We start from the raw sequence: 21,159 nt of genomic DNA on the forward strand, positions 1-21,159 counted from the left end.
CTGAAGCGATCTTCCATTCTGACCAAGGTATGCACTACACACATCCTAAAATCCGCCTCCTCGTTGCAGAGGCTGGATTTAAACAATCCATGTCTCGGAAAGGAAACTGCTGGGATAATGCCTCTATGGAATCATTCTTCGGTCACATGAAAGACGAACTTGAGTACAAAGACTGTCAATCCCTTGCGGAACTACGCGTACGGGTTAATGAGTATATGACGTCTTACAATTCTGAACGCTTCCAATGGACATTAAAAAAGATGACTCCTGATGAGTACAGGAGCCATCTGCTAGCTGCTTAATACGGAAATGCCTTTTTTATAAACTGTCTACTTTGTGGGTCACAGTTCAATGAGCCGCTAGAGGTTCTTTTGTTAATAAAATCACGATGAGTATGCAAGTGGTGAACGGAGGAGTTATAGGATTCTGTAGAAGCGATAGCGTTCGCCTTTGTAGACGGAGTTTCCACCTTATAAAAATTCAATCAAGAAATCCGGATACAACAGCGATCGAAAGAACCTTTAACTACGCAGTGAATGCCCTTTATGTCTTAGCACCGTGCCAGAAATTCATTCAGCGCCTCGGAGAATCGCGCGATCCCCGTCGCCATGCGTTCACCTGTCGTATACGTAAAGTTCAGGCGCGCCTTATTGCGCTGCGGATCTGCCGCATAGAACGATGCGCCAGGTACGAACGCCACGTTCTTCTGCACTGCGGCACGAAGCAGAGCTTCCGAATCTAGACCCTCAGGCAGCTCAAGCCATAGGAACATGCCGCCTTTCGGCTCCACCCACTTCACATCGCTCCAGCGCTGCTGCGTGAGCAAGGCTTGCATTTGCTGCAGCCGATCGCCATACGCTTTGCTGATTGTGCGGATATGATCATTCAGCGGGAAATGCTGCAGCAGCTGATCAAGCGTCTGCTGGTCCAGCGTGCTGGAATGAAGATCTGCGGCTTGCTTCGCTTTTGCCATATTGCCAATAACTTGACGCGGGCCGATTGCCCAGCCTGTACGCAGCGCCGGTGCAACTGTCTTCGAGAACGTGCTCGTGTAGATGACATGGCCTCCGCCCTCTTTGCCATCAAGCGAGAAGAGCGTCGGATAGTTTGCATTAGCATCAAACTTAATTTCGCCGTATGGATCATCCTCAAGCACAAGGACGCCGTAGCGTTGGCACAGCTCAATCAGGCCTTTGCGGCGCTCCAGGCTCCATACGCGGCCAGTCGGATTACCGAATGTAGGGACAACGTAAACCATCTTCGGTTTATGCTGCTTCATCAAGCGTTCAGCTTCTTCAATAATCATGCCGTCCTTGTCGCTCTCTACAGGCACAACATTCAATCCGCTTAAACCAAACACCTGCAGACTTGCCAGATATGTCGGGTTCTCAACAAGTACCACATCTCCGGGGTTCATCAGAATGCGCGACACAAGATCAATCGCTTGCTGCGAGCCGGTTGTAATGATCATTTCATCCGGCGTAACATGCATATTTTTCTGCGCCATACGAACACAGAGCTGCTCGCGAAGCGGCAGATAGCCTTCTGTCAGACCATATTGAAGCGAGTTTTTGCCTGTTTGGAACACGCGCTCAGCGGCTTCCCTAATTGCATCCAGCGGAAACAATTCCTCCGCCGGCAGTCCGCCTGCGAACGAGATAATTTCTTTGCCTTGCGTAAGCTTAAGTATATCGCGAACGGCCGAGGATTGAAGCCGCTGCACATTGCTTGAAAACCGATATTCCACTTTACGTCCACTCCTTTTCCTTTATCAAACATTTTACGCTCAAAGCGGAAGCCCGGCAACTCCAAACCACATCAAAGTTCGACAACTTTTTATGTATTATAGCCTTCTTCCGTAACAAGTTGTTCACAAGTTAGATCGTTTTCTTTTTGAACACCGTTGGTTATAATAGTAGGAGCATTATAGGTGTTCAGCTGGGATCTACTGGCAGCAGCATAGGAGGTAAGAAGGATGACACTTAATTTTCTAATTGTCCTCACCGTAACAGTTTTGTTCCTGATCGCAATGCTTACTGCGTCTTACAACGACGATAAAACCTCAGGCATGTAGGATGGACATCAGCATGAATGAGCGCTCCGCCTGCGGGCTGGCAGCACCATTCTGCACGTAAAAAAAGAAGCTTTCGGCGACTGTTTGCAAACAATCGCCGAAAGCTTCTTTTTGTTTGTTCGGATTGGATTGAAAGGCGCTGCGAGGGTTAAATCGTACCCCGGCGCAGTCCTGTCATTTCAGTCATGCAAGTACCGCAAAGGTACCGCTCTTTGAATTCGCGCACATCATCAAGCGTATTGCAGAATACGCAGCGAGGACGGTACCTCTCAAGAATAATATGATCCCCTTGGACCAAGATCTCTACAGGATCCCCCTCGTTCATTTGATATCTTTTGCGCAGCGATTTGGGCAGCACGATACGGCCCAATTGATCCACTTTACGCACAACACCAGCCGGTTTCACAATTCCACATCTCCTGTAGTCGCATTTTGTAAGCTAACATGTGATGACAATTTTTCGCTTTCTACAAGGATTCGATCTCGGAACTGTAATTCCTTCAACTTTTTATAATTCCTTAGTATTGTGCAATTAATAAACATTTAAAGAACCCTATTTATTCCAATCCGGCAAAATCTTGCTGGCGAAGCGCTTCAAACACAACAATCGCCGCTGAATTGGACAGGTTCAGCGACCTTACCTTGTCCGTCATCGGCACGCGAATGCACGTATCCCGATGAGCATCCAGTATCTCCTGAGGCAGCCCTTTCGTCTCCTTGCCGAAGACGAAGAAATCGCCGTCCCGGTAGCTGTGCTTCGTATAAACTTGCGAGCTGCGTGTGCTTGCGCAGAAGAATCTGCCTTCCGGATACAGACCCTTCAGCTCCTGGAAGGAATCGTGGTAATGAATCTCGACTGCATACCAGTAGTCAAGACCTGCGCGTTTTAAAGTTTTATCATCGGTGTTGAAGCCGAGTGGACGTACAAGATGCAGAATCGTGCCTGTTGCGGCACAGGTTCTAGCAATGTTGCCAGTATTAGCCGGGATTTCCGGTTCGACAAGTACAATATGGAATGCCATTATTCATCTTCACCCTTCTATTTTTACATAGCTTTTACGTTTGCTTAATCTCCTGCGAAAAATTGTCTGTCATAATACCACTATAATTGCACGAAAAGGAGATCATAAACGATGAAGAAGAAAATATTAATCGTCGATGACGAGCCTTCCATCTCCATGCTGCTTGAATTTAATTTGAAGCTTGCCGGCTACGAGGTGCGCTGCGCTACTGACGGTGAAGCCGTATTTGACTTCTTAAAGCCGTTTCGTCCCGACCTCATCGTTCTCGATCTCATGCTCCCGAAGATGGACGGCATTCAAGTATGCAGAGAGCTGCGTAAGCAAAATAATGCGGTGCCGATTATTATGTTAACGGCTTTGCAGGATGTCACTGACAAAATCGCCGGGCTTGATAATGGCGCTGATGATTATATGACGAAGCCATTTTCTCCGCAAGAGCTGCTTTCCCGTATCCAAGCGATCTTCCGCCGCACGCAATCGCTTCCTGGCAAGAGTGACGAAGCCGTTCATGAGATCGGCCATTTGACAGTCATCACGGAACAGCGTGAAGTGCAGGTGAACGGCAAGCAAGTCGAGCTGACGCCGAAGGAATTCGAACTGCTCCTCTTCCTCTGCCGCCACCGCGGTAAAGTGCTTAGCAGGCAACAGCTGCTTCACGGCGTATGGGATTATCACTTCCTCGGCGACACGCGTATCGTCGACGTCCACATCAGCCATCTGCGCGACAAAATCGAGAAAAACGCACGTACGCCAGAGTATATTATGACCGTCCGCAATGTCGGCTATAAACTGGCAGGCCCAGGCAGCAACAGCGCCGACTCATCCCTCGCTTAACAAGCTTTGCAGTCAGCAACAGGAAGACCGCCGTCCCAAAGGCCGGCGGTCTTCTTTTCTTTTTAAAAAAACATGCTGTGACGCGCCATCCCAAGTGACCGGAGGTCGGTATGAAGTCTGAAATCGCCTTTGTAGTTGGATATCAACCTCTAAATGTCTTACTAAATCCGAGATATCCAAACTACAACAGCGATAGCAGGCTCATACCGACCGTAGGGAACGACTCTCCGCTTGCACCCTATCCGTTCCGCTTCTGGAAATCACCCATAAACTCCGCCAATGCCTTGCAGCTCTCAATCGTTACAGCATTGTACGTCGATGCGCGCAAGCCGCCAACGCTGCGATGCCCCTTCAGACCAACAAAGCCTTGCTGTTCCGATTCCTTCACGAACTGCTTCTCGAGGTCCTCAGTCGCGAGGCGGAACGTGATGTTCATCGCCGAACGGCTGCCTGCATCTGCGAAGCCGCGGTAGAAGCCGCCGCTCTGATCGATCGTATCGTAGATCAGCTTCGTTTTATCGCGATTGTACTGCTCGATCGCAGCAACGCCGCCTCTTTCTTTAACCCATTTCAGCATCAGACCTACCAGGTAAACCGAGAAGGACGGCGGTGTGTTGTAGAGTGAATTGTTCTTCACATGCGTATCATAACGAAGCATGGTCGGAATCGATTTTGGGCTCTCTGCTACGAGATCTTCACGAACGATGACGATTGTAACGCCGGATGGGCCAAGGTTCTTCTGAGCTCCAGCATAAATCATGCCAAATTTGCTAACATCAACCGGACGGCTGAGAATATCGCTCGACAAGTCGCCGATAAGCGTCACATCGCCAGTTTCCGGATATTTCGCATATTGTGTACCTTCAATCGTTTCGTTCGAAGTGACGTGAAGGTAGGCTGCATTCTCTGGAATCTGGATTTCGCTCAGATCCGGGATGCGGTTGAACTTGTACGCTTCCGAGGATGCCGTTATGGCCGTTTCGCCGAACAGCTTCGCTTCCTTAATCGCTTTATCCGCCCAGCTGCCCGTGTGCACGAATGCCGCTGTTTTGCCAGGTGCGAGCAGATTCATCGGAATCATTGCAAACTGCGTGCTTGCTCCGCCTTGCAGGAAAAGCACTTTGTAATTGTTCGGAATTCCGAACAATTCACGAAGAAGGGATTGAGCGCCGTCATTGACCTCTTCAAAAATGCTGCTGCGATGGGACATCTCCATAATTGACATGCCAGCACCAGCAAAGTCGATAAATTCCTGCTGAGCCTGCTGCAGCACTTCAAGCGGCAGCGCTGCTGGACCTGCATTAAAGTTATAAGCGCGATTCGTCATGTTAGCTCACTCCACTCTTCAAATTTGCTTATGAGTATGATAGCAATTTTACTCGTCTGCATCAAGTAAAAAAGTCGAACAAATTCCAACAGTTTTATTAAGAATATTCGGATTTAGCTAATTCCGGCTACATAAAAACGAGCTCTCCGGAAGAGAGCTCGTTACAAGTATGAATATATAAGATCTGATTAGCAGTCGAAGTACAGGCTGAACTCGTGCGGATGAATACGGATCGCCACTGCTTTTGCTTCGGAACGTTTCAGTGCGATGAAATTGTCGATGAAGTCTTGCGTGAATACGCCTCCTTCAGTCAAGAACTCGGAATCAGCTTCCAGAGCGTCAAGCGCTTCGTCCAAAGTGCCTGGAACCGAACGGATTTCTTTTTTGTCTTCATCAGACAGATCGTAGATGTTTTTGTCGAATGGACCGTAGCCAAGAGCAACTGGATCCAATTTACGCTTGATGCCGTCCAGACCTGCAAGCAGCATTGCTGCGAATGCAAGGTATGGGTTAGCCGTGGAATCCGGTGTACGGAACTCGATACGGCAGCCTTTAGGTGTTACAGCTGCAACCGGAATACGGATTGCTGCGGAACGGTTACCTTTCGAGAACACGAGGTTAACCGGTGCTTCGTAGCCTGGAACCAGACGTTTGAACGAGTTTGTCGAAGGGTTCGTGATTGCGATCAGCGCTGGTGCGTGATGCAGGATACCTCCGATGTAGTTCAGTGCCAATTGGCTCAGGTTTGCATAAGCGCCCTTCTCGTAGAACAACGGGGAATCGCCGTTGAAGATCGAGCTGTGAACGTGCATACCGCTGCCGTTGTCTCCGAAGAGCGGTTTAGGCATGAATGTTGCCACTTTGCCCCATTGACGAGCGACGTTGTTGATGATGTATTTATATTTCAGAAGGTTATCGGCTGTTTTAGTCAGCGTATCGAAACGGAAGTTGATTTCCGCTTGACCAGCTGTAGCAACTTCGTGGTGATGACGTTCAACGCGAAGGCCCGTTTCTTGCATGATGCGAACCATTTCGCTGCGGATATCTTGCTGTGCATCGACCGGAGCTACTGGTACGTAACCGCCTTTAACGCCGATTTTGTAACCAAGGTTGCCGTTGTCTTCTTTGCGAGCTGTGTTCCAAGCTGCTTCGTCGGAATCAACGGAGTAGAACGATGTGTTCATTTTGCTTTCGTAGCGAACGTCGTCGAAGATGAAGAACTCGGACTCAGGTGCGAAGAATGCTTGAGTACCGATGCCAGTAGTTTGCAGATATTCTTCTGCTTTTTGAGCGATGCTGCGCGGATCGCGCTCATAACGCTCGCCATCTGGCGTGTGGATGTTACACATAATATTCAATGTTGGGTGATCTGTAAAAGGATCGATGAAGCTGGACTCAGTGTCCGGCATCATAACCATGTCGGATTCTTCAATGCCGCGGAAACCAGCGATCGAGGAGCCGTCGAAAGCTACGCCGTTAACAAATGTATCGGCATCTACTTCTGTAGCAGGAAGCGTGATGTGGTGCGCGTGGCCAGAAAGGTCCACAAAGCGGAAATCGACAAACATGATGCTGTTCTCTTTGATTGTGTTTAATACGTTTTGAACTGACATTAGGTATTTCCTCCATTTCCGAATTTCCGAACATTTGCGATGTGTAGGACAGTAATTGTTCAACTTCTGATCTGAAACTATGATTGTTATTATAGATATCAGGTCTAGTCCCGTCAATAGTCATGTCAGGTATTTTTTAAAGCCATTGTCAGGTAACTTCACATAATGGACGCAAGTCCCGAAAACCCGCGGTTTTACTGAAATAAAACAAGCTGCAGCCCTTTAAAAACAAGGGCCTGCAGCCTGTCAATTCCGTGAAATACGGTTTAAGTTAACCTTATATCTTCCATGTTTTGAAGTACTCAGCAGGCTCTTTTGGGGTATCATAACGCTTACCTACCAGCTTGCCAAGTTGTTCCAGCTCTTTCAGAAGGTTCGCGAATTGGTCAGGGAACAGCGATTGTACTCCATCACCAGTCATCGAATTATCAGGGTCGGTATGCATCTCGATGATAAGGCCATTCGCGCCTGCCGCGACGGAAGCTTTTGCCATTGGCTCAACGAGTTCCCGGCGGCCTGTTCCGTGACTTGGGTCGGAGATAACCGGCAGATGGCTCAGCGACTGCAGAACCGGAATCGCTGCCAAATCAAGCGTGTTGCGCGTGTAGGTCTCAAACGTACGAATACCGCGCTCACATAGCATAACGTTCGGATTTCCACCTGCAAGGATGTATTCCGCTGCATTCAGGAATTCATCGTAAGTCGCACTGAATCCACGCTTCAGAAGAACTGGCGTCTGTACGCTACCGAGCTTGCGAAGCAGATCAAAGTTCTGCATGTTTCGCGTGCCGACTTGCAAAATATCCGCATACTCCGCGCAAATATCTACGTACTCCGGCGTCATAACCTCTGTAATCGTCAGCAAGCCATGCTTGCGGCCTGCTTCCGCCATCATCTTCAGCCCTTCAACGCCGATGCCTTGGAAGCTGTAAGGGCCCGTGCGAGGCTTGAACGCGCCGCCGCGAAGCACTTGACCGCCGGCTGCCTTCACCAGTCTTGCGATCTCATCGATCTGCTCGGGCGATTCAACCGCGCAAGGACCGCCCATAATAGCCAGATGCTCGCCGCCGATTTTCACACCTTTAATCTCGATCACCGTATCATCCGGATGGAAGTCACGGCTAGCCAGCTTGTAAGACTTCGAAATCTTGATGACATTCTCAACATCCTTCATCGAACGGAGATGCTCAGCTAATGCCGGCTCCGCTTTGCCGATGATGCCGATTACTGTACGATCGGTCCCCCGCGATACATGCGCTTGCACGCCTGCCTTCTCGATGTGTTGGACAATCTCTGCAATTCTTTCTTCAGACGCACTATTCTTCGTTATGACGATCATATTATTTCGCTCCTTTTATCTGCTATCTTCTATCATCCAATTTCTGTCTCACTTAGACGCATACACGCTTTTAAGCTTCGACGCTTTTATGCTTTTAGGCTTTTATTCGCTAAAGCAACTATACAAGAAAAAACCGGCCTCGTCAAGAGACCGGTTCCCAAAACCATACCGCTTTATTCCGTCACGGGCTTCGCTTCAACCGCGCTTCGGCGCAGCTTCCGCTTCTCCTTACGCTTGTTCGCCATATATTGAAGCGTCAGCTTCACCGGGAAATAGAACAGCGCGCCGAGGATCACCCCGTCAATAATACCGCCGACAATGAGCTTGAGGTTCATGTACAGGAGATGATCGAGCCAATGGGGCGTTAACGGCAGCGCGACCTTCATGTGCTTTGGAAGCACCCAGCCGCCGATCATGCTATTGACGAATGCGATTGGAATAAAGATAATTTTGCCAAAAACGAAGCCGATTAACGCGCCCGCTAAGCTAGCGTTCATCATATAGATTAGTGGGAATATTAAGAAAAACGCGAGGCCATAAGTAGGCAGCGTGAACATTTCTACGAATATTCCGATTGCAAATCCTAGTGCAACAAAGGATGGGCCGCCAGGCGCCCGCATCAGCTGCGTATATTTCAGCTTCAGCCAACGTTTAATCGAGCGCGGTTTGCTTGCAGTCTTCAATTGGGTGCGCTCCTTTCACTTACACAGACGATTTCACCCGAACAGTAGGCAGCAACTTATTCATATTCACCGTACGTTGTGCCGCCCATGTTTCAGGCTTCGCCTCGTCAAATTGCTCCAGATAAGCGATGACTTCCTTTGTAAGCGGAGTCGGTGTAGATGCACCGGAGGTTACAGCTACACGAGTCTTGCCTTTCAGCCATTCCAAGTCGATTTCCGATACATCCGAAACACGGTACGCCGGAACGCCTGCAATTTCTTCCGACACTTGTGCAAGCCGGTTGGAGTTATTGCTGCGAGGATCTCCAACGACGATGCAAAGCTCAGCTTGTTTCGCCTGCTCCGCTACCGCCTCCTGCCGTACCTGTGTCGCCAAACAAATTTCGTTATGAATTTCTGCTGTCTTGAATGTCGTCAGCAGCTTGCTGATCAGATGTCTAATATCCCATTGGGACATCGTCGTTTGATTCGTAATGATGATGCGGTCTGTGCTCAGCGTAAGCTGATCGATCTCCGCTTCACGCTCAATCAGATGCACATGCTCCGGCGCAATGCCGATCGCACCTTCCGGCTCGGGATGGCCCTTCTTGCCGATATAGATCACTTCGTAGCCATCTGCTACTTTCTCGCGAATGAGATCATGCGTCTTCGTTACATCCGGGCAAGTCGCATCGACGACAGTGAGCCCCTTCTCCTTCGCGCGCTTACGCACTTCAGGCGATACGCCATGCGCTGTGAAGATGACCGTGCCGCTTGTAATCTGATCCAGAATTTCAAGTCGGTTCTCGCCATCCAGCGTAATGACGCCTTCTTCTTTAAACGCTTCCGTTACATGACTATTATGAACGATCATGCCCAAAATATAGATCGGCCGCGGCAATTCTAAATTTTTTGCGGTTTGCAGTGCCAGTACCATCGCATCAACGACGCCATAGCAATAACCGCGCGGAGAAATCTTTACAATTTCCATAGCTTGCAATCCCCTGCTTTCTAAGTGAAACCATACGATTCGAAAGACCTAGCATCAACTATTATACTTCATTGATCTTCTCGTGGAAAGCAACGGGAAGCCAGACGATAAATGTGGTCCCTTCACCTTCGCGTGTCGACACCTCGACGGAGCCGCCATGCTCATCGATAATCCACTTGGCAATGGATAATCCGAGTCCGGTACCGCTCGTCTGACCGCGCGATTCGTCCGCACGATAGAAACGTTCAAATATATGCGGTACTTCCTTGCTCGCCATTCCGATACCAGTATCTTTAATAATGATGCCTGCCTGGTCTCCTGAACGGGTAGCGCGCAGCTCCACATAGCCGCTAGGCGTGTATTTGAACGCATTCTCAACAAAAATAAAAAATAGCTGTCGCAAAAAATCAGCGTGTGCATATACTTCTACGTTATCGATGGCACTTAGGTTCCCGATTCTCCATTCAGCATTTCTTGGAAGCAGCTGCGCCTTGCGGGCAACGTCCTCCACGAGCGGCAGCAGGGGCTGCACGTTCTTCTCCATTTCATAGCCTGCGTCTGCGCGGGCAAGCGCCAGCAGGTCGTTCACCAGGCTCGACATCCGCTTCGCCTCGCCCGCAATATCGTCCATCGCTTCGCGGGTCAGCATGATCCGCTGACGCTCTTTATCGCTCAACTGCGGCAGGCTGCCTTCTTGCTGCTGTTCTTCACCCGCTCCAAGCGCCGGCAGCCACATCCGCTCAAGCAGCTCGATATTGCCGCGGATCGTCGTCAGCGGCGTGCGCAGCTCATGCGATGCATCAGATACGAACCGGCGCTGCGCTTTATACGCTTCGTCAAGCTCATTATATGTCGTCTCAATACGGCCGAGCATGCCATTCAGCGTATCCGTTAATCGGCCAAGCTCATCATTCGGCCCGCTATGCGGTATTCGCATACTTAAGTCAGATCCATTCTGAATCTGATTGCTGGCACGAATGACGCTCTCGATCGGACGCAGCGCTTGCCTCGCCTGAAACAAGCTTATGCTGAACGCGATCAGCACGACGACAATCAGCGAGAAGATCAGCGTCGTCCGCAGCTCCTTCAGGAACTTCTCCTCCCGTCCGGAATAGGTCGCCACTTGAAGCAAGCCGAACACTTCGCCGTTCTGCTTCAGCAGATGCTGATAAGTCAGAAAAGGATACTCGCCAACATGCAGTTTATGAAACCCCTCATCGCTCTCGACCACTTTCTTCTGTTCCGGATAAGGCAGCAGCATATCGAGACGGCGCAAGTTCTGCGTTGTCTGCACAACGCCCTTCTTATAGTTGATGACTTGAATGTAAATTTCGTCGTCTGCAAAGATGGAGGACGGCGATACCTTGAAGTTATCGAACATGTCCAGCGTCGAAGTGATGTTAATCGCATTCACCTGCGTCTCGATCTTCGACTTCATTTCCTTATACGTGTTGTAATTGACGAAGAAATAGATCGCCACACCGAATGCGATGAGCGTTACCGCTAGAATGATGGAGTACCATAATGTAAGCCGCAGCCTGATCGACATTGCCGCCTCAGCCTCCTTCGCCTCGCAGCACATATCCCGTTCCGCGAACCGTCTGGATCAGCCTTGAGCCGCCTCCGTCTTCCGTCTTCTGCCGAAGCATCGCAATATAGACCTCCAGCACGTTAGATTCGCCGCTGTAGTCGAAGCCCCATATTTTGTCCATGATGGAGTCGCGAGTGAGCACTCGGCGCGGGTTCGACATGAACAGCTGAAGCAGATCGAATTCCTTTGCCGTCAGGTCGATACGGCGGCCGCCCCGGATCGCTTCCCGCGAGTCGAGATCGAGCTTCAAATCTTCGAACTGCAGCCTAGCCCCGTCGTCCTCCAGCTTCTCGGATTTGCGGCGCAGCAGCGCACGCGTTCGAGCGAGCAATTCCTCCAGCGCGAACGGCTTCACCAAGTAATCGTCCGCACCCAGGTCCAGCCCGCGCACACGGTCCTGAATCTCGTCTTTAGCCGTCAGCATTAAGACCGGCACGGCGCTGCCGCCCTCGCGTACACGCCGTACAACTTCCCAGCCGTCGACTTGCGGCATCATAACGTCGCAAATAAGCAGGTCCGGATCACTCGTAAGCATTTGCTTCAGCCCTTCCAGGCCGTTGCTAGCAGTCGTCACCTCATACCCTTCGAATGCCAGGCTTCTTCGAAGCAGCGAAGTAATTTTGTCATCGTCGTCCACTACTAATATATGCTGTCTCATACATATCCCCCATCATCAAACAACCAAATATAGTTGATTTTATTATAACGCAACATCTCATTGCCATGTACAGCTTGTCCACGATCCACACTGCCAGTATCCATAAAGAGGCGCAGGCAGTCACCATCGACTGCCTGCGCCCGGGTTGTTGCGCTCCATATTACTGCTGCTGAGCAAAGTCGTTCTTGTTGCCGACCGTTACCTTAAGATCCATCTTCTCGCCATTGCGGACAATGTTCAGCGTCACAGTGTCGCCAACAGCCTTCTTCTGGATCGCAGCAATCAAATCCTCGCGATTATTGTAGCTCTTGCCGTTGAGACCTGTAATGACGTCATACTGTCTCAGGTCAGCCATATACGCAGGCGATTTGTACAATACGCTCGATACGATAGAGCCGTCTTTGCTTGTAAGACCAAGCTCTTTCATAATATCATCGGTAATTTCCGCGAGGTTCGCGCCGATGAATGGAGCCGGCTTCTTCGGAATTTCCTTGTTGTCTTTCAGGTTTTGCAGCACTTCCGTAATCGTGCTTGTCGGAATCGCAAAGCCGATACCTTGAGCTTGCGAGCTTACCGCCGTATTAATGCCGATTACTTCGCCCGCCATGTTGAGCAGCGGACCGCCGGAGTTACCAGGGTTGATCGAAGCATCCGTTTGCAGCAAGTGCTCGTATTCGCGTGTGCCTTGCTCATCCGGAATCGAGATCGGACGCTCTTTGGAGCTCAGTACGCCGACTGTAACCGTGTGATCGAAGCCGTATGGGTTACCGATTGCTACGACCCAGTCGCCGATATTAATTTTGTCCGAGCTGCCGATTGGCAGTGTCGGGAAGTTTGTTCCTTCTACTTTCAACACGGCAAGGTCCAAGCTGTAGCTTGTGCCAAGCTTCTTCGCTACGAGCGGCTTGTTGTGGCCTTGTACGGTAACTTGAATCTCGTCGGCATCGCCAACCACGTGCTGGTTCGTCAAGATATAGCCGTTCGCATCGAAGAAGAATCCAGTACCGATGCCTTCAGGCGTCAGCTCCGTGCTGCCCTGACTTTGATTGCCATTCGATCCGTTGTCTTGTCCTTGGCCGTTACCGCCGAAGTCATCGCCGAAGAATTGGCTGAAGAAGTCGTCCATGCCGCCATTGCCTTGGTTGCTGCTTACGCGCTGCTTCGTGAACGTCTCAATCTTCACGACTGCAGGGCTTGCTTTCTCGAACAGCTGCGCGATGTTGTTCGGTCTGACGACATCGGCCGCCGTGGATACCGAACCGTTGTCACCTGCACCACTTACCGCCGTCTTCGCTTGATCCACTGTTCCTTGAGACGCGGTCGTTTGATCGGATGTGAACCAGTTCTGTTTGTCAGAGACGAACATGAGCGAGCCTACTACGACGACACCGGCCAAGAAAGCAGCGAACATGGATTTGAAAGAAGAGCGGCTCGGTTCTTTCACTTGCCAGCCGGTTCTCGATGCGGACTGCGAAGGCGCGAACGCGCGAACTTGTGCCGGCGGCGTTACTTCCACCGAGCCGTGCGCACCATCATGCTTATCAGCTGCATACGGATCGGCTTGCGCTCCGTTATGCGGTTCAGCGGCATTGTCACCCGATTTAAAAGGTCCATACGAATAGTAGTACGATGTTTTCTCGGAGTCCTGCGAAGAAGCGGCTTGTTCCGGCTTCACCTCGTGCTCTTTATACGAATGGTCCTGATCGCGATTCTCTTCGTTGCTGCGGTTTTGAAAAAAATCATCATAACCATTCTTTTTGTTTTGATCGTCCATTTTGTTTCTCCTCCTAAAGCGTTTCGCTTATTATTAAGCTTCCCATGTAAGTAGTAGTTGCTGTTTGCTGTTCTTCATGTTTCTATCATGCACAATCTACCTTAAATCAAACTTAAAATTGTTATAATGTAACATAAAAAAACCGGGCTTGGCCGATTAATTTCAGCCTTACCCGGTTTCAACTCTCGTAATCTTCTAATGGAGCAGCTTTTCTTCGACCTGATCCAGCACTTTCTTAGCTTCAGTCACCCACTTCGACTCGACTTCGCCGTCGGGATCGAGCGGTTCTTGGAACTGGTCCACCAAGCTGCCGAACGTGCGCGGATGCGCCTCTTTATCAAGCCCTTCATTGTAGACATGCTTCAGCACGAACGGTTTGCCCATCCGTATCTTCGCATCCAAGTCCTGCGTATCGCTGTCGATATTGCCGTTGATCACGTTAAAAGGCATCCGCAGCCATACTTTATGTTCATCATCCAAGTAGCGGTCAAAATAACCATGGTCGTAGTCCCAGTTGCCGCCGACCGAGAACTGGTGCTGCTCCAGCATATCGCGCACTTCCGCAAATTCCTTCTCGCTGGCTTCAAGCTTCGTATCTAATGGAATCATGGTAGGCATTCTCCTCTGGCCTTATTTTACCGTTAGAATGCCCGCCATCCGTATCCATTATCCCGTCTTTACCCAGCCTTTGCGGTGCGCATACACAGCCAGCTGCGTCCGGTCCTCCAGCTCGCACTTCATCAGCAGGTTGCTGACATGCGTCTTCACTGTCTTGATGCTGATATGAAGCTCATCGGCGATTTCCTTATTGGACATCCCTTCGGCGATCAACAGCAGCACTTCCTTCTCGCGATCCGTCAAGCCTTCGTCAGCGCCTTGCGTACTCCGCTGGCGAAGCCCTCTTGTCAGCGCCTGCGATACGTCATGCGTCATCACCGGCATTCCTTTGGCCGCGCCGCTCAGCGCGTAGATCAGTTCTTCCGCCGAGACGGTCTTCAGCACGTAGCTGACCGCTCCCGCTTCAACGGCAGCAACGACCTTCTCATCTTCGAGGAAGCTGGTCAGCATGACAATCTTCAGCGCCGGGAACTCTTTCATCAGATGGCGAGTCGCTTCGACGCCGTCCATAACCGGCATCATGAGATCCATCAGAATAATCTGCGGCGGTCCGCCGTCAATGCCGGCACGCAGCATATCAAGCGCTTCCTGACCGTTAGCCGCTTCAGCGACTACCTCGAATTTAGGCTCCAGCATTAAGTACGTCCGCAATCCGGCACGCACCATATCATGATCATCGACAATCATTATTTTGTAACTGCTCGTTTGACTCATTCCGTAGGACCGTCTCCTTTATTCATATAGTTAGGCAGCGTTACGCGCACTCTTGTGCCGCTTCCTGGCTTGCTAATGATGGAGGCATCTCCGCCGAGCTTATTCGCCCGCTCCCTCATTGTGGACAGTCCGTAAGAGCCCCGCTTCACCTGGTCCGCACGGAATCCCGCTCCGTCATCCTGCAGCGTCATCACAATCTGGCGCTCGGTCTCGGCGACGGTGAGCAGCGCGGTTTGTGCCCCTGCGTGCTTCACGACATTCGCCATCGCTTCCTGCACTATAAGGAACAGCTGATGCTCCTTCGCCTCGGACAGCTTCTCTTTCACGCGCCATTCCAGCACGCCTTGCAAACCGTTCTGCCGGCAATAATCCGGGAACCACTTGTCGAGCGCTTCCTGAAGCGACCTGCCTTCAAGCTCCATCGGCCGCAGCTGCGCGATGAAACCGCGCATCTGCTTCTGGGCAAGCGATGACATCGAAATCAGCTGATTCATCACATCCCCCGCCCGATCGGGATTCAGCTCCAACAGCTTTGGCAGCGAAGACGCCGACATATGAATGGCGAACAGCTGCTGGCTGACCGTATCGTGCAAATCGCGAGCCAAGCGGCGACGCTCTTCCAGCACCGCCGCCTCATTCGAAGCCGTCTCGCGCATCACTTGCTCCTCGCCGGAGCGCTGAATCCACTGCATCTTCTCATCGAGCGATTCCAGCATGTCGTTGAATTCGCGGAACGCCGGCGTCAGCTGCCCGACCTCCGGCAGCCGCGTGCTGTAGTTGCCATGCGCGGTTTGCTTCAGTCCAAGCACGAGCAAATCGATCTGGCGCTGGATGCGCTGGGCTGCCCAATAGCCGAATACGGCGCTTATAAGCAGGAATACGACGGCTACGCCGATCCACAGCAGCTTGCTGTAACCTTCGTCCGTCAATTCCGCTCCCAGCTGCCAAACAAGCACCGATATGGTGGATGACGCAAGGAACAGCAGAATCATATCCCATTTGCTGTTCCGAAACAGTCTTACCATCATGCGCGCATCAACCTACTTTCGTGACACGCACATCGCCGATAAAGGTGCTGACGTGCAGCTTTATTTTTTTGTCGGTATCCGGAAAGTACGGCGTTTGAATGTCCATATTCTTAAAAATTCCGCCTTCTCTATGCTCCAGCACCGCAACATCCCCAACAAACGCGCTCGAGACGACATGCACGCCAATCTCGTAGTCGTTCGGCAAGTACACTTTCACATCGCCTATAAAGGAAGAGATATTCACAATTGTCTCTCCCGGCGGAATTTGCGCCTTCGTCAAGTCCAGTACGGTGTCGCCGATAAAGTGCGAAATATTCATCGGCTTCAATTCCCAATAATCTTGACCGAGATAGATATCTCCGATGAATCCCGAGCGTGTCTGTACGCCTGGATCGTGATTCCACCATTCTACGCGGTCATTGCGGTGGTGATGCTTCATATGATGATGCTTCATCCGGTGATACGAGTTCTGCTCCATGCGAGCCCGCATTTTGTTCGCGCGATCGTTCCACCGCTGAACATGCTCCTGATGTCTTGACAGCTTGCGCTGATACTTATCCATCCGCTCAAAAGCCGGATCATAGCCACTCGCAGGCTCTGCCGGAGGTTTCTCAGCTTCGAAGGCCATCTTCTTCGCAGACGAAGATGATTCACCACCTGGGTTTGGGCCATACGGACTCGATGGTGCAGGCGGCACCGGAGGAACTGGGGGCACTGGCGGAATCACTTCTGCTTCTTCCGGATTCATCTGCTTCGTCGGATCCGGATGGAGCGGCGGCGCAGGCGGGACTTGCACGTCCAGCTGGCTGTAAGTGTACGCCTTCCATTCATCCTCAGGCGCTGCCTGATCGGTCACGATCTTCTTCTTTGGTTTAAAAATCACGCGCAAGCCGATAAGAATAAGGATAAGAGGACCGCCAAACTGCAGCAGGTCATGAACGGACCAAGTGAACCAATCTAAATTGCGGCCAAGAAACAAGACGCCGACAATGATCAGCACTGCGGAGCCAAAGAACGATGACTTACTGAACACGTTAAGTATCCCAAGCATAAGCAGCAGGGCTGGCCAATATGTTGCGGCTACCAGACCGATATCGAAGTCAATGACGCCAGCCTGCCTTAACATGAGCCCAACGCCTACTACTATAATGAAAAGGCCCCAAAATAATCGCGTAATAAAGTTATGCATGTGCAACCACCAGCTCCCAATCGCTTCTACAAGGTTTGTACTCCAAGTATACCCGAAGGCGATATGGACATAAAAGGGTCTGTCGATTGAACAGCACTCCGTCTGCAGACGGAGCCTGTTATGCGCTTACATCAGCCGTTTTATCAAAACTGGAAATCTATTCTATCTCATGTCAGGTCTTGTAACTCCTCTCGTTGACATCACTGACGCGAGCCTTATATAATGAGGTTCGGATTGGATGGAGAGACAAAACCTAACATGACGATCTTGACAGGAGATGAGCAAGTATGGATGTAAAAACACTGTCCCAGGGGCTGGATACGATTTGGGTCGTTCTGACGGCCGCAATGATTCTGCTCATGGAGGGCGGGTTTGCTCTGCTAGAGGCAGGCTTCGTCAGGCAGAAAAACGCAGTAAGCATTATTATGAAAGTGTTTGTTGATATTGCTTTCGGCGCACTCATCTTCTATTTCATCGGCTTCGGCCTGATGTATGGCAAAGATGCCGGCGGCCTTATCGGTACATCCGGTTTCCTATTAAATGGAGATCTCTCCCACATCGTCATTAATATATCACATGAAACCTATTGGCTATTCCAAGCCGCATTCGTCATCGCGGTCATCTCGATCGTCTCTGGCGCAGTTGCCGAGCGAATTCATTTTAGAGCCTATATCTTATATGCGATTGCGATGACCGGACTGATCTATCCGATTGCCGGACACTGGGTATGGGGCGTCGGCGGTTGGATCGGCAAGCTCGGCATGATTGACTTCGCCGGATCGGCGGTCATTCACGCGCTCGGCGGCTTCGCTGCATTAGCTGCCGCAATCTTCATCGGACCGCGCATCGGCAAATTCACAGCTGACGGCAAAAGCAACATCGTACCGCCGTCCAACCTCCCGCTTGCATCGGTAGGGGCATTCATTCTTTGGTTCGGCTGGTTCGGCTTCAACTCCGGCAGTACGCTTAGCGCAACAAACGGCTCTATCGGCCATATCGCCGTAACGACCATGCTCTCTGCGGCGGCAGGCGGCGCAATGTGTATCCTGTTCACCATGTTCCGCTACAAGAAGGCGGATCCGCCGATGGTGATCAACGGTTCGCTCGCAGGTCTCGTCGGCATCACGGCCGGCTGCGCATTCGTCTCCGATGCAGCGGCGATTACGATCGGAATTGTGTGCGGCATCGCAATGGTGCTCGTTACGGAATTTATGGAGAGCAAAGGCATCGATGATCCTGTAGGCGCATTCGCCGTTCACGGCGTCAGCGGCAGCCTCGGCACGCTGGCCGTCGGCCTGTTCGCAATGCCGGAGCTGACCAAAGGCGTTGGTGAAGGCTACTACGGTCTGTTCTACGGCGGCGGCTGGCAGCTGCTCGGCGTCCAGGTTCTCGGCCTTGCCGTCGTCAGCGTCTGGGGCTTCGTGCTCACATGGGGCGCACTTGCATTAATCAAACGCATGATGCCAGTTCGCGTGTCCAGGGACGAAGAGCTCGTCGGACTCGATGTCGGCATTCACGGTGTTCCTGCGTACAACCAGGATCATGACTTCCTTGATCTGGAGCAGCTGAAGAACGGAAGATAGTACCTGTACCACTTGCTTGCTCGCTCGCAACAAAGGCGCCGCCCTTACCTGAACTGGTGAGAGCAGCGCCTTTTCTCATATCGCCATAAACAACGTCGTATAAACAAAAAAACCGCCCTTTACCGGACGGTTACGTATTATTGCAATTCATCATCCATCTCGCTCGTTACGGCGATGATGTCAGTAGGATTATTCGTGGCTAGAATGGCACGTGCCTGCTCGACTTCCGCCCGCAAGGTACGAACTTTCTCCATCGGACGTTTCACATAGTGGATGTATTCAACAGCCAAGTGGTGATCCGGCTTCTTCCCGGAGAGCATACGGCGCAGTGTGGACATGGACAGATAGGCACGTTCTTCTTGCTGGCGGCGTTTCTCATATCGCTCTACCATCTGCTCGATCTCAGCAATCTCCTGTTCACGTTTAGCAATGTAGCTATTCAGGAAAGGTATCACTTCAGCTGCTTTACGATGTCTCATACGTGAAGTCGGTATGTTTGTAATCGGGTCCGTCATGATAGTTCCCCTACCCTCACCGTGTTATAAATTATTACATAGCTTTATATTACACGATCAGTTCCCGTTTGAAAACATCTTTTTTGAGTCAAAATGTGACCATTATTTGACCCGGATATCCGCTCCCAGCACGCCAATCAACACGCCGCTCGCATTCCGGATGGGTACAGAAATGGTCAAGCAAGGCTTCTTTGTAATCGCCGAGATGTATACCTCCGATGTGAAGGACTTGCCCTCCATCGCCTGTCTCCACCACTGGCGCCCTTTCGCGTTCAATAAGCCCGCTTCCGGCTGCGAATAGATGAACGAGCCGTCATCCCGGTTAGACCAGATCGCTTCAATCTCCGGCAATCTGCTAAGCAGCTGACCTAACAGCGCTTGATGGACCACATCGTCCAGCGAACTGATGGCCGTGTCTGTTGCCAGCTTCGCAAGCTGCTGCATGGAGCCGCTCACGTTAATATCTATCCCCTTAACCTCATTCTTAATACCAACCTTGTTAATCGCCTTGGTTAGCTCAGCCGATGATTTATGTAAATTCGTGCTGATTCGGTCCAGCTTCTTAATCTGTCCACGCTGTTTATGCGTATGAGCAAGCGTGACGTCAACGCTGTCCAGCGTCTGAGATACGGCATCAACAACATCCTTCAGCATATCGGTTGCGCCTGACATGCTCTCCGTCTGCTGCTTGCTAGCCGCGCTGCTCTTGCTGACGAGCCGGTCCACTTCCTGGATCCGATTAAAGATCAGATCCATCCGTTCTTTCGTCTGCGTCATCTCTTGAATGCCATGCTCGACCGCGGATTTCTCGAGCGTTACAGATGTGACCACCTGCTTCACGCCATTCTCGATCTCTTCGACGAGCGAGCTGGACCGTCTGACCGCCTCATGGCTTTGCTCGGCGAGCTTCTTGATCTGCTGCGCTACAACCGAGAAGCCACGCCCGTATTCGCCGGCGTGCGCCGCTTCGATGGACGCATTAAGCGCGAGCAGCGAGGTCTGGGAGACGATCTCTTGAATGAAGCTATTGATTTCGTTGATGCGCGAGGTCTGTTCAATAAGTGCGCGAATATGAAGATCCATCTCGCCATTTTGCCGCTGAAGCTCGTTCATCACTTTGTCCGTGTTCGTCAGGGAACGGCATACCTCTAGTACAACTTCCTTCGTTTCCTTGCTCTCCGTGTCCAGAAGCTCAGCCGTACCGCTAATTTGCTCAGCGGATGCGGTCACCTCCTGCAGCGTGGAGAAAGTTTCACCGATTCGTTCCATCGCCCGCTCGCTGCACTGGCGCAGCTCGCCTTCTCGAATAGCTGATTGTTCTGTGATGTCCGTAAGCTGGCTAATCGACTGATTCACTTCCTCCACCGCCGCCGTCAGTTGATCCGAAATAACTAACGATTCATTGATGAGCTGGGACAGAACGCCCTCGTCATCTACGCCAGTCATGGAAGGTTTGGACCCTCTGGACCAAATACGCTGCAGTGCTTGCATCGAAATAACCACCTTTTTGTTGAATGATGTCAGGAATTATATCATAGTATAGTCCACTTCCTTCCAAGTGTAAATGCAAAAGAGAAGAGGACCCTTACCAGGGTCCTCCTCTTGTTGCTTCATATCAGCTTGCATG

At 51.1% G+C, this 21,159-nt stretch carries 20 protein-coding genes; 3 read left to right on the forward strand and 17 right to left on the reverse strand.

The features are described from left to right. A partial coding sequence (locus A8990_RS29640) for an integrase core domain-containing protein (protein WP_147306896.1) occupies positions 1 to 302 on the forward strand: 302 nt, incomplete at its 5' end. A gap of 248 nt (positions 303 to 550) precedes the next feature. On the opposite strand, the gene A8990_RS29645 is transcribed toward A8990_RS29640, so the two are convergent. From A8990_RS29645 to trmL, 3 genes are all read right to left on the reverse strand, one after another. Then, positions 551 to 1,747, reverse strand: coding sequence for an aminotransferase-like domain-containing protein (locus tag A8990_RS29645; RefSeq protein ID WP_116192627.1), 1,197 nt, complete (start codon positions 1,745 to 1,747; stop codon positions 551 to 553). 475 nt (positions 1,748 to 2,222) lie between these two features. Continuing rightward, a complete protein-coding gene (locus A8990_RS29650) occupies positions 2,223 to 2,480 on the reverse strand; it encodes an AbrB/MazE/SpoVT family DNA-binding domain-containing protein (RefSeq protein ID WP_116192628.1) in 258 nt (85 codons plus the stop codon). Positions 2,481 to 2,631: 151 nt separating this feature from the next. Continuing rightward, entirely contained in the window at positions 2,632 to 3,096 is a 465-nt protein-coding gene (gene trmL / locus A8990_RS29655) for a tRNA (uridine(34)/cytosine(34)/5-carboxymethylaminomethyluridine(34)-2'-O)-methyltransferase TrmL (RefSeq protein WP_116192629.1), read from the reverse strand. A gap of 111 nt (positions 3,097 to 3,207) precedes the next feature. Here trmL and A8990_RS29660 point away from each other — a divergent pair, with 111 nt between their 5' ends. After that, positions 3,208 to 3,930: a response regulator transcription factor gene (locus A8990_RS29660; RefSeq protein WP_116192630.1), complete on the forward strand. Its 723-nt coding sequence runs from the start codon at positions 3,208 to 3,210 to the stop codon at positions 3,928 to 3,930. A 238-nt stretch (positions 3,931 to 4,168) separates the two neighbouring features. On the opposite strand, the gene serC is transcribed toward A8990_RS29660, so the two are convergent. From serC to liaF, 12 genes are all read right to left on the reverse strand, one after another. Then, positions 4,169 to 5,257: a 3-phosphoserine/phosphohydroxythreonine transaminase gene (gene serC, locus A8990_RS29665; protein WP_116192631.1), complete on the reverse strand. Its 1,089-nt coding sequence runs from the start codon at positions 5,255 to 5,257 to the stop codon at positions 4,169 to 4,171. 188 nt (positions 5,258 to 5,445) lie between these two features. Further along, positions 5,446 to 6,870, reverse strand: coding sequence for a type I glutamate--ammonia ligase (glnA, locus tag A8990_RS29670; RefSeq protein ID WP_116192632.1), 1,425 nt, complete (start codon positions 6,868 to 6,870; stop codon positions 5,446 to 5,448). Positions 6,871 to 7,147: 277 nt separating this feature from the next. After that, positions 7,148 to 8,209 carry a 3-deoxy-7-phosphoheptulonate synthase gene (gene aroF / locus A8990_RS29675; RefSeq protein WP_116192633.1) on the reverse strand — a complete coding sequence of 354 codons (1,062 nt, stop codon included), beginning with the start codon at positions 8,207 to 8,209 and terminating at the stop codon, positions 7,148 to 7,150. Between the two features lie 173 nt (positions 8,210 to 8,382). Beyond that, positions 8,383 to 8,892 carry a DUF2062 domain-containing protein gene (locus tag A8990_RS29680; RefSeq protein WP_245996300.1) on the reverse strand — a complete coding sequence of 170 codons (510 nt, stop codon included), beginning with the start codon at positions 8,890 to 8,892 and terminating at the stop codon, positions 8,383 to 8,385. A 19-nt stretch (positions 8,893 to 8,911) separates the two neighbouring features. Further along, on the reverse strand, positions 8,912 to 9,862 hold the full coding sequence (locus tag A8990_RS29685; protein WP_116192634.1) for a 4-hydroxy-3-methylbut-2-enyl diphosphate reductase: 951 nt from the start codon (positions 9,860 to 9,862) through the stop codon (positions 8,912 to 8,914). A gap of 61 nt (positions 9,863 to 9,923) precedes the next feature. Continuing rightward, on the reverse strand, positions 9,924 to 11,411 hold the full coding sequence (locus A8990_RS29690) for a sensor histidine kinase (protein ID WP_116192635.1): 1,488 nt from the start codon (positions 11,409 to 11,411) through the stop codon (positions 9,924 to 9,926). A 7-nt stretch (positions 11,412 to 11,418) separates the two neighbouring features. Beyond that, positions 11,419 to 12,111: a response regulator transcription factor gene (locus A8990_RS29695; RefSeq protein ID WP_116192636.1), complete on the reverse strand. Its 693-nt coding sequence runs from the start codon at positions 12,109 to 12,111 to the stop codon at positions 11,419 to 11,421. Between the two features lie 160 nt (positions 12,112 to 12,271). Then, positions 12,272 to 13,885, reverse strand: coding sequence for a S1C family serine protease (locus A8990_RS29700; protein ID WP_116192637.1), 1,614 nt, complete (start codon positions 13,883 to 13,885; stop codon positions 12,272 to 12,274). Between the two features lie 195 nt (positions 13,886 to 14,080). After that, entirely contained in the window at positions 14,081 to 14,494 is a 414-nt protein-coding gene (locus A8990_RS29705; protein ID WP_116192638.1) for a YugN family protein, read from the reverse strand. Between the two features lie 57 nt (positions 14,495 to 14,551). Further along, positions 14,552 to 15,217 carry a response regulator transcription factor gene (locus A8990_RS29710; protein WP_116192639.1) on the reverse strand — a complete coding sequence of 222 codons (666 nt, stop codon included), beginning with the start codon at positions 15,215 to 15,217 and terminating at the stop codon, positions 14,552 to 14,554. Continuing rightward, entirely contained in the window at positions 15,214 to 16,245 is a 1,032-nt protein-coding gene (locus A8990_RS29715; protein WP_116192640.1) for a sensor histidine kinase, read from the reverse strand. Before A8990_RS29715 ends, A8990_RS29710 begins: the two co-directional genes overlap by 4 nt. A 7-nt stretch (positions 16,246 to 16,252) precedes the next feature. Then, the gene (gene liaF / locus A8990_RS31900; protein WP_220376852.1) at positions 16,253 to 17,434 is read right to left on the reverse strand and encodes a cell wall-active antibiotics response protein LiaF; all 1,182 of its coding nucleotides are present in this window, start codon (positions 17,432 to 17,434) and stop codon (positions 16,253 to 16,255) included. Positions 17,435 to 17,721: 287 nt separating this feature from the next. On the opposite strand from liaF, the gene A8990_RS29725 reads away from it, so the two are divergent. After that, positions 17,722 to 19,017: an ammonium transporter gene (locus A8990_RS29725; protein WP_116192641.1), complete on the forward strand. Its 1,296-nt coding sequence runs from the start codon at positions 17,722 to 17,724 to the stop codon at positions 19,015 to 19,017. Positions 19,018 to 19,154: 137 nt separating this feature from the next. Here the strand turns inward: A8990_RS29725 and A8990_RS29730 are convergent, their stop codons facing one another. Then, positions 19,155 to 19,532, reverse strand: a complete 378-nt coding sequence (locus tag A8990_RS29730) for a hypothetical protein (RefSeq protein WP_245996303.1) — start codon at positions 19,530 to 19,532, stop codon at positions 19,155 to 19,157. A 102-nt stretch (positions 19,533 to 19,634) separates the two neighbouring features. Further along, the gene (locus tag A8990_RS29735) at positions 19,635 to 21,023 is read right to left on the reverse strand and encodes a methyl-accepting chemotaxis protein (RefSeq protein WP_116192642.1); all 1,389 of its coding nucleotides are present in this window, start codon (positions 21,021 to 21,023) and stop codon (positions 19,635 to 19,637) included. Positions 21,024 to 21,159 lie beyond the last annotated feature (136 nt).

This window comes from Paenibacillus taihuensis (assembly GCF_003386535.1).
In the GTDB taxonomy this organism is placed as follows: domain Bacteria; phylum Bacillota; class Bacilli; order Paenibacillales; family Paenibacillaceae; genus Paenibacillus_Z; species Paenibacillus_Z taihuensis.

Bases quoted from the DNA above. Each gene is read 5' to 3' on its own strand.
- trmL (WP_116192629.1), bottom strand. From the start codon at position 3,096: ATGGCATTCCATATTGTACTTGTCGAACCGGAAATCCCGGCTAATACT.
- A8990_RS29735 (WP_116192642.1), bottom strand. From the start codon at position 21,023: ATGCAAGCACTGCAGCGTATTTGGTCCAGAGGGTCCAAACCTTCCATG.
- A8990_RS29700 (WP_116192637.1), bottom strand. From the start codon at position 13,885: ATGGACGATCAAAACAAAAAGAATGGTTATGATGATTTTTTTCAAAAC.
- A8990_RS29730 (WP_245996303.1), bottom strand. From the start codon at position 19,532: ATGACGGACCCGATTACAAACATACCGACTTCACGTATGAGACATCGT.
- A8990_RS29695 (WP_116192636.1), bottom strand. From the start codon at position 12,111: ATGAGACAGCATATATTAGTAGTGGACGACGATGACAAAATTACTTCG.
- A8990_RS29710 (WP_116192639.1), bottom strand. From the start codon at position 15,217: ATGAGTCAAACGAGCAGTTACAAAATAATGATTGTCGATGATCATGAT.
- A8990_RS29685 (WP_116192634.1), bottom strand. From the start codon at position 9,862: ATGGAAATTGTAAAGATTTCTCCGCGCGGTTATTGCTATGGCGTCGTT.
- A8990_RS29660 (WP_116192630.1), top strand. From the start codon at position 3,208: ATGAAGAAGAAAATATTAATCGTCGATGACGAGCCTTCCATCTCCATG.
- A8990_RS29725 (WP_116192641.1), top strand. From the start codon at position 17,722: ATGGATGTAAAAACACTGTCCCAGGGGCTGGATACGATTTGGGTCGTT.
- liaF (WP_220376852.1), bottom strand. From the start codon at position 17,434: ATGCATAACTTTATTACGCGATTATTTTGGGGCCTTTTCATTATAGTA.
- A8990_RS29690 (WP_116192635.1), bottom strand. From the start codon at position 11,411: ATGTCGATCAGGCTGCGGCTTACATTATGGTACTCCATCATTCTAGCG.
- A8990_RS29705 (WP_116192638.1), bottom strand. From the start codon at position 14,494: ATGATTCCATTAGATACGAAGCTTGAAGCCAGCGAGAAGGAATTTGCG.
- serC (WP_116192631.1), bottom strand. From the start codon at position 5,257: ATGACGAATCGCGCTTATAACTTTAATGCAGGTCCAGCAGCGCTGCCG.
- glnA (WP_116192632.1), bottom strand. From the start codon at position 6,870: ATGTCAGTTCAAAACGTATTAAACACAATCAAAGAGAACAGCATCATG.
- aroF (WP_116192633.1), bottom strand. From the start codon at position 8,209: ATGATCGTCATAACGAAGAATAGTGCGTCTGAAGAAAGAATTGCAGAG.
- A8990_RS29715 (WP_116192640.1), bottom strand. From the start codon at position 16,245: ATGATGGTAAGACTGTTTCGGAACAGCAAATGGGATATGATTCTGCTG.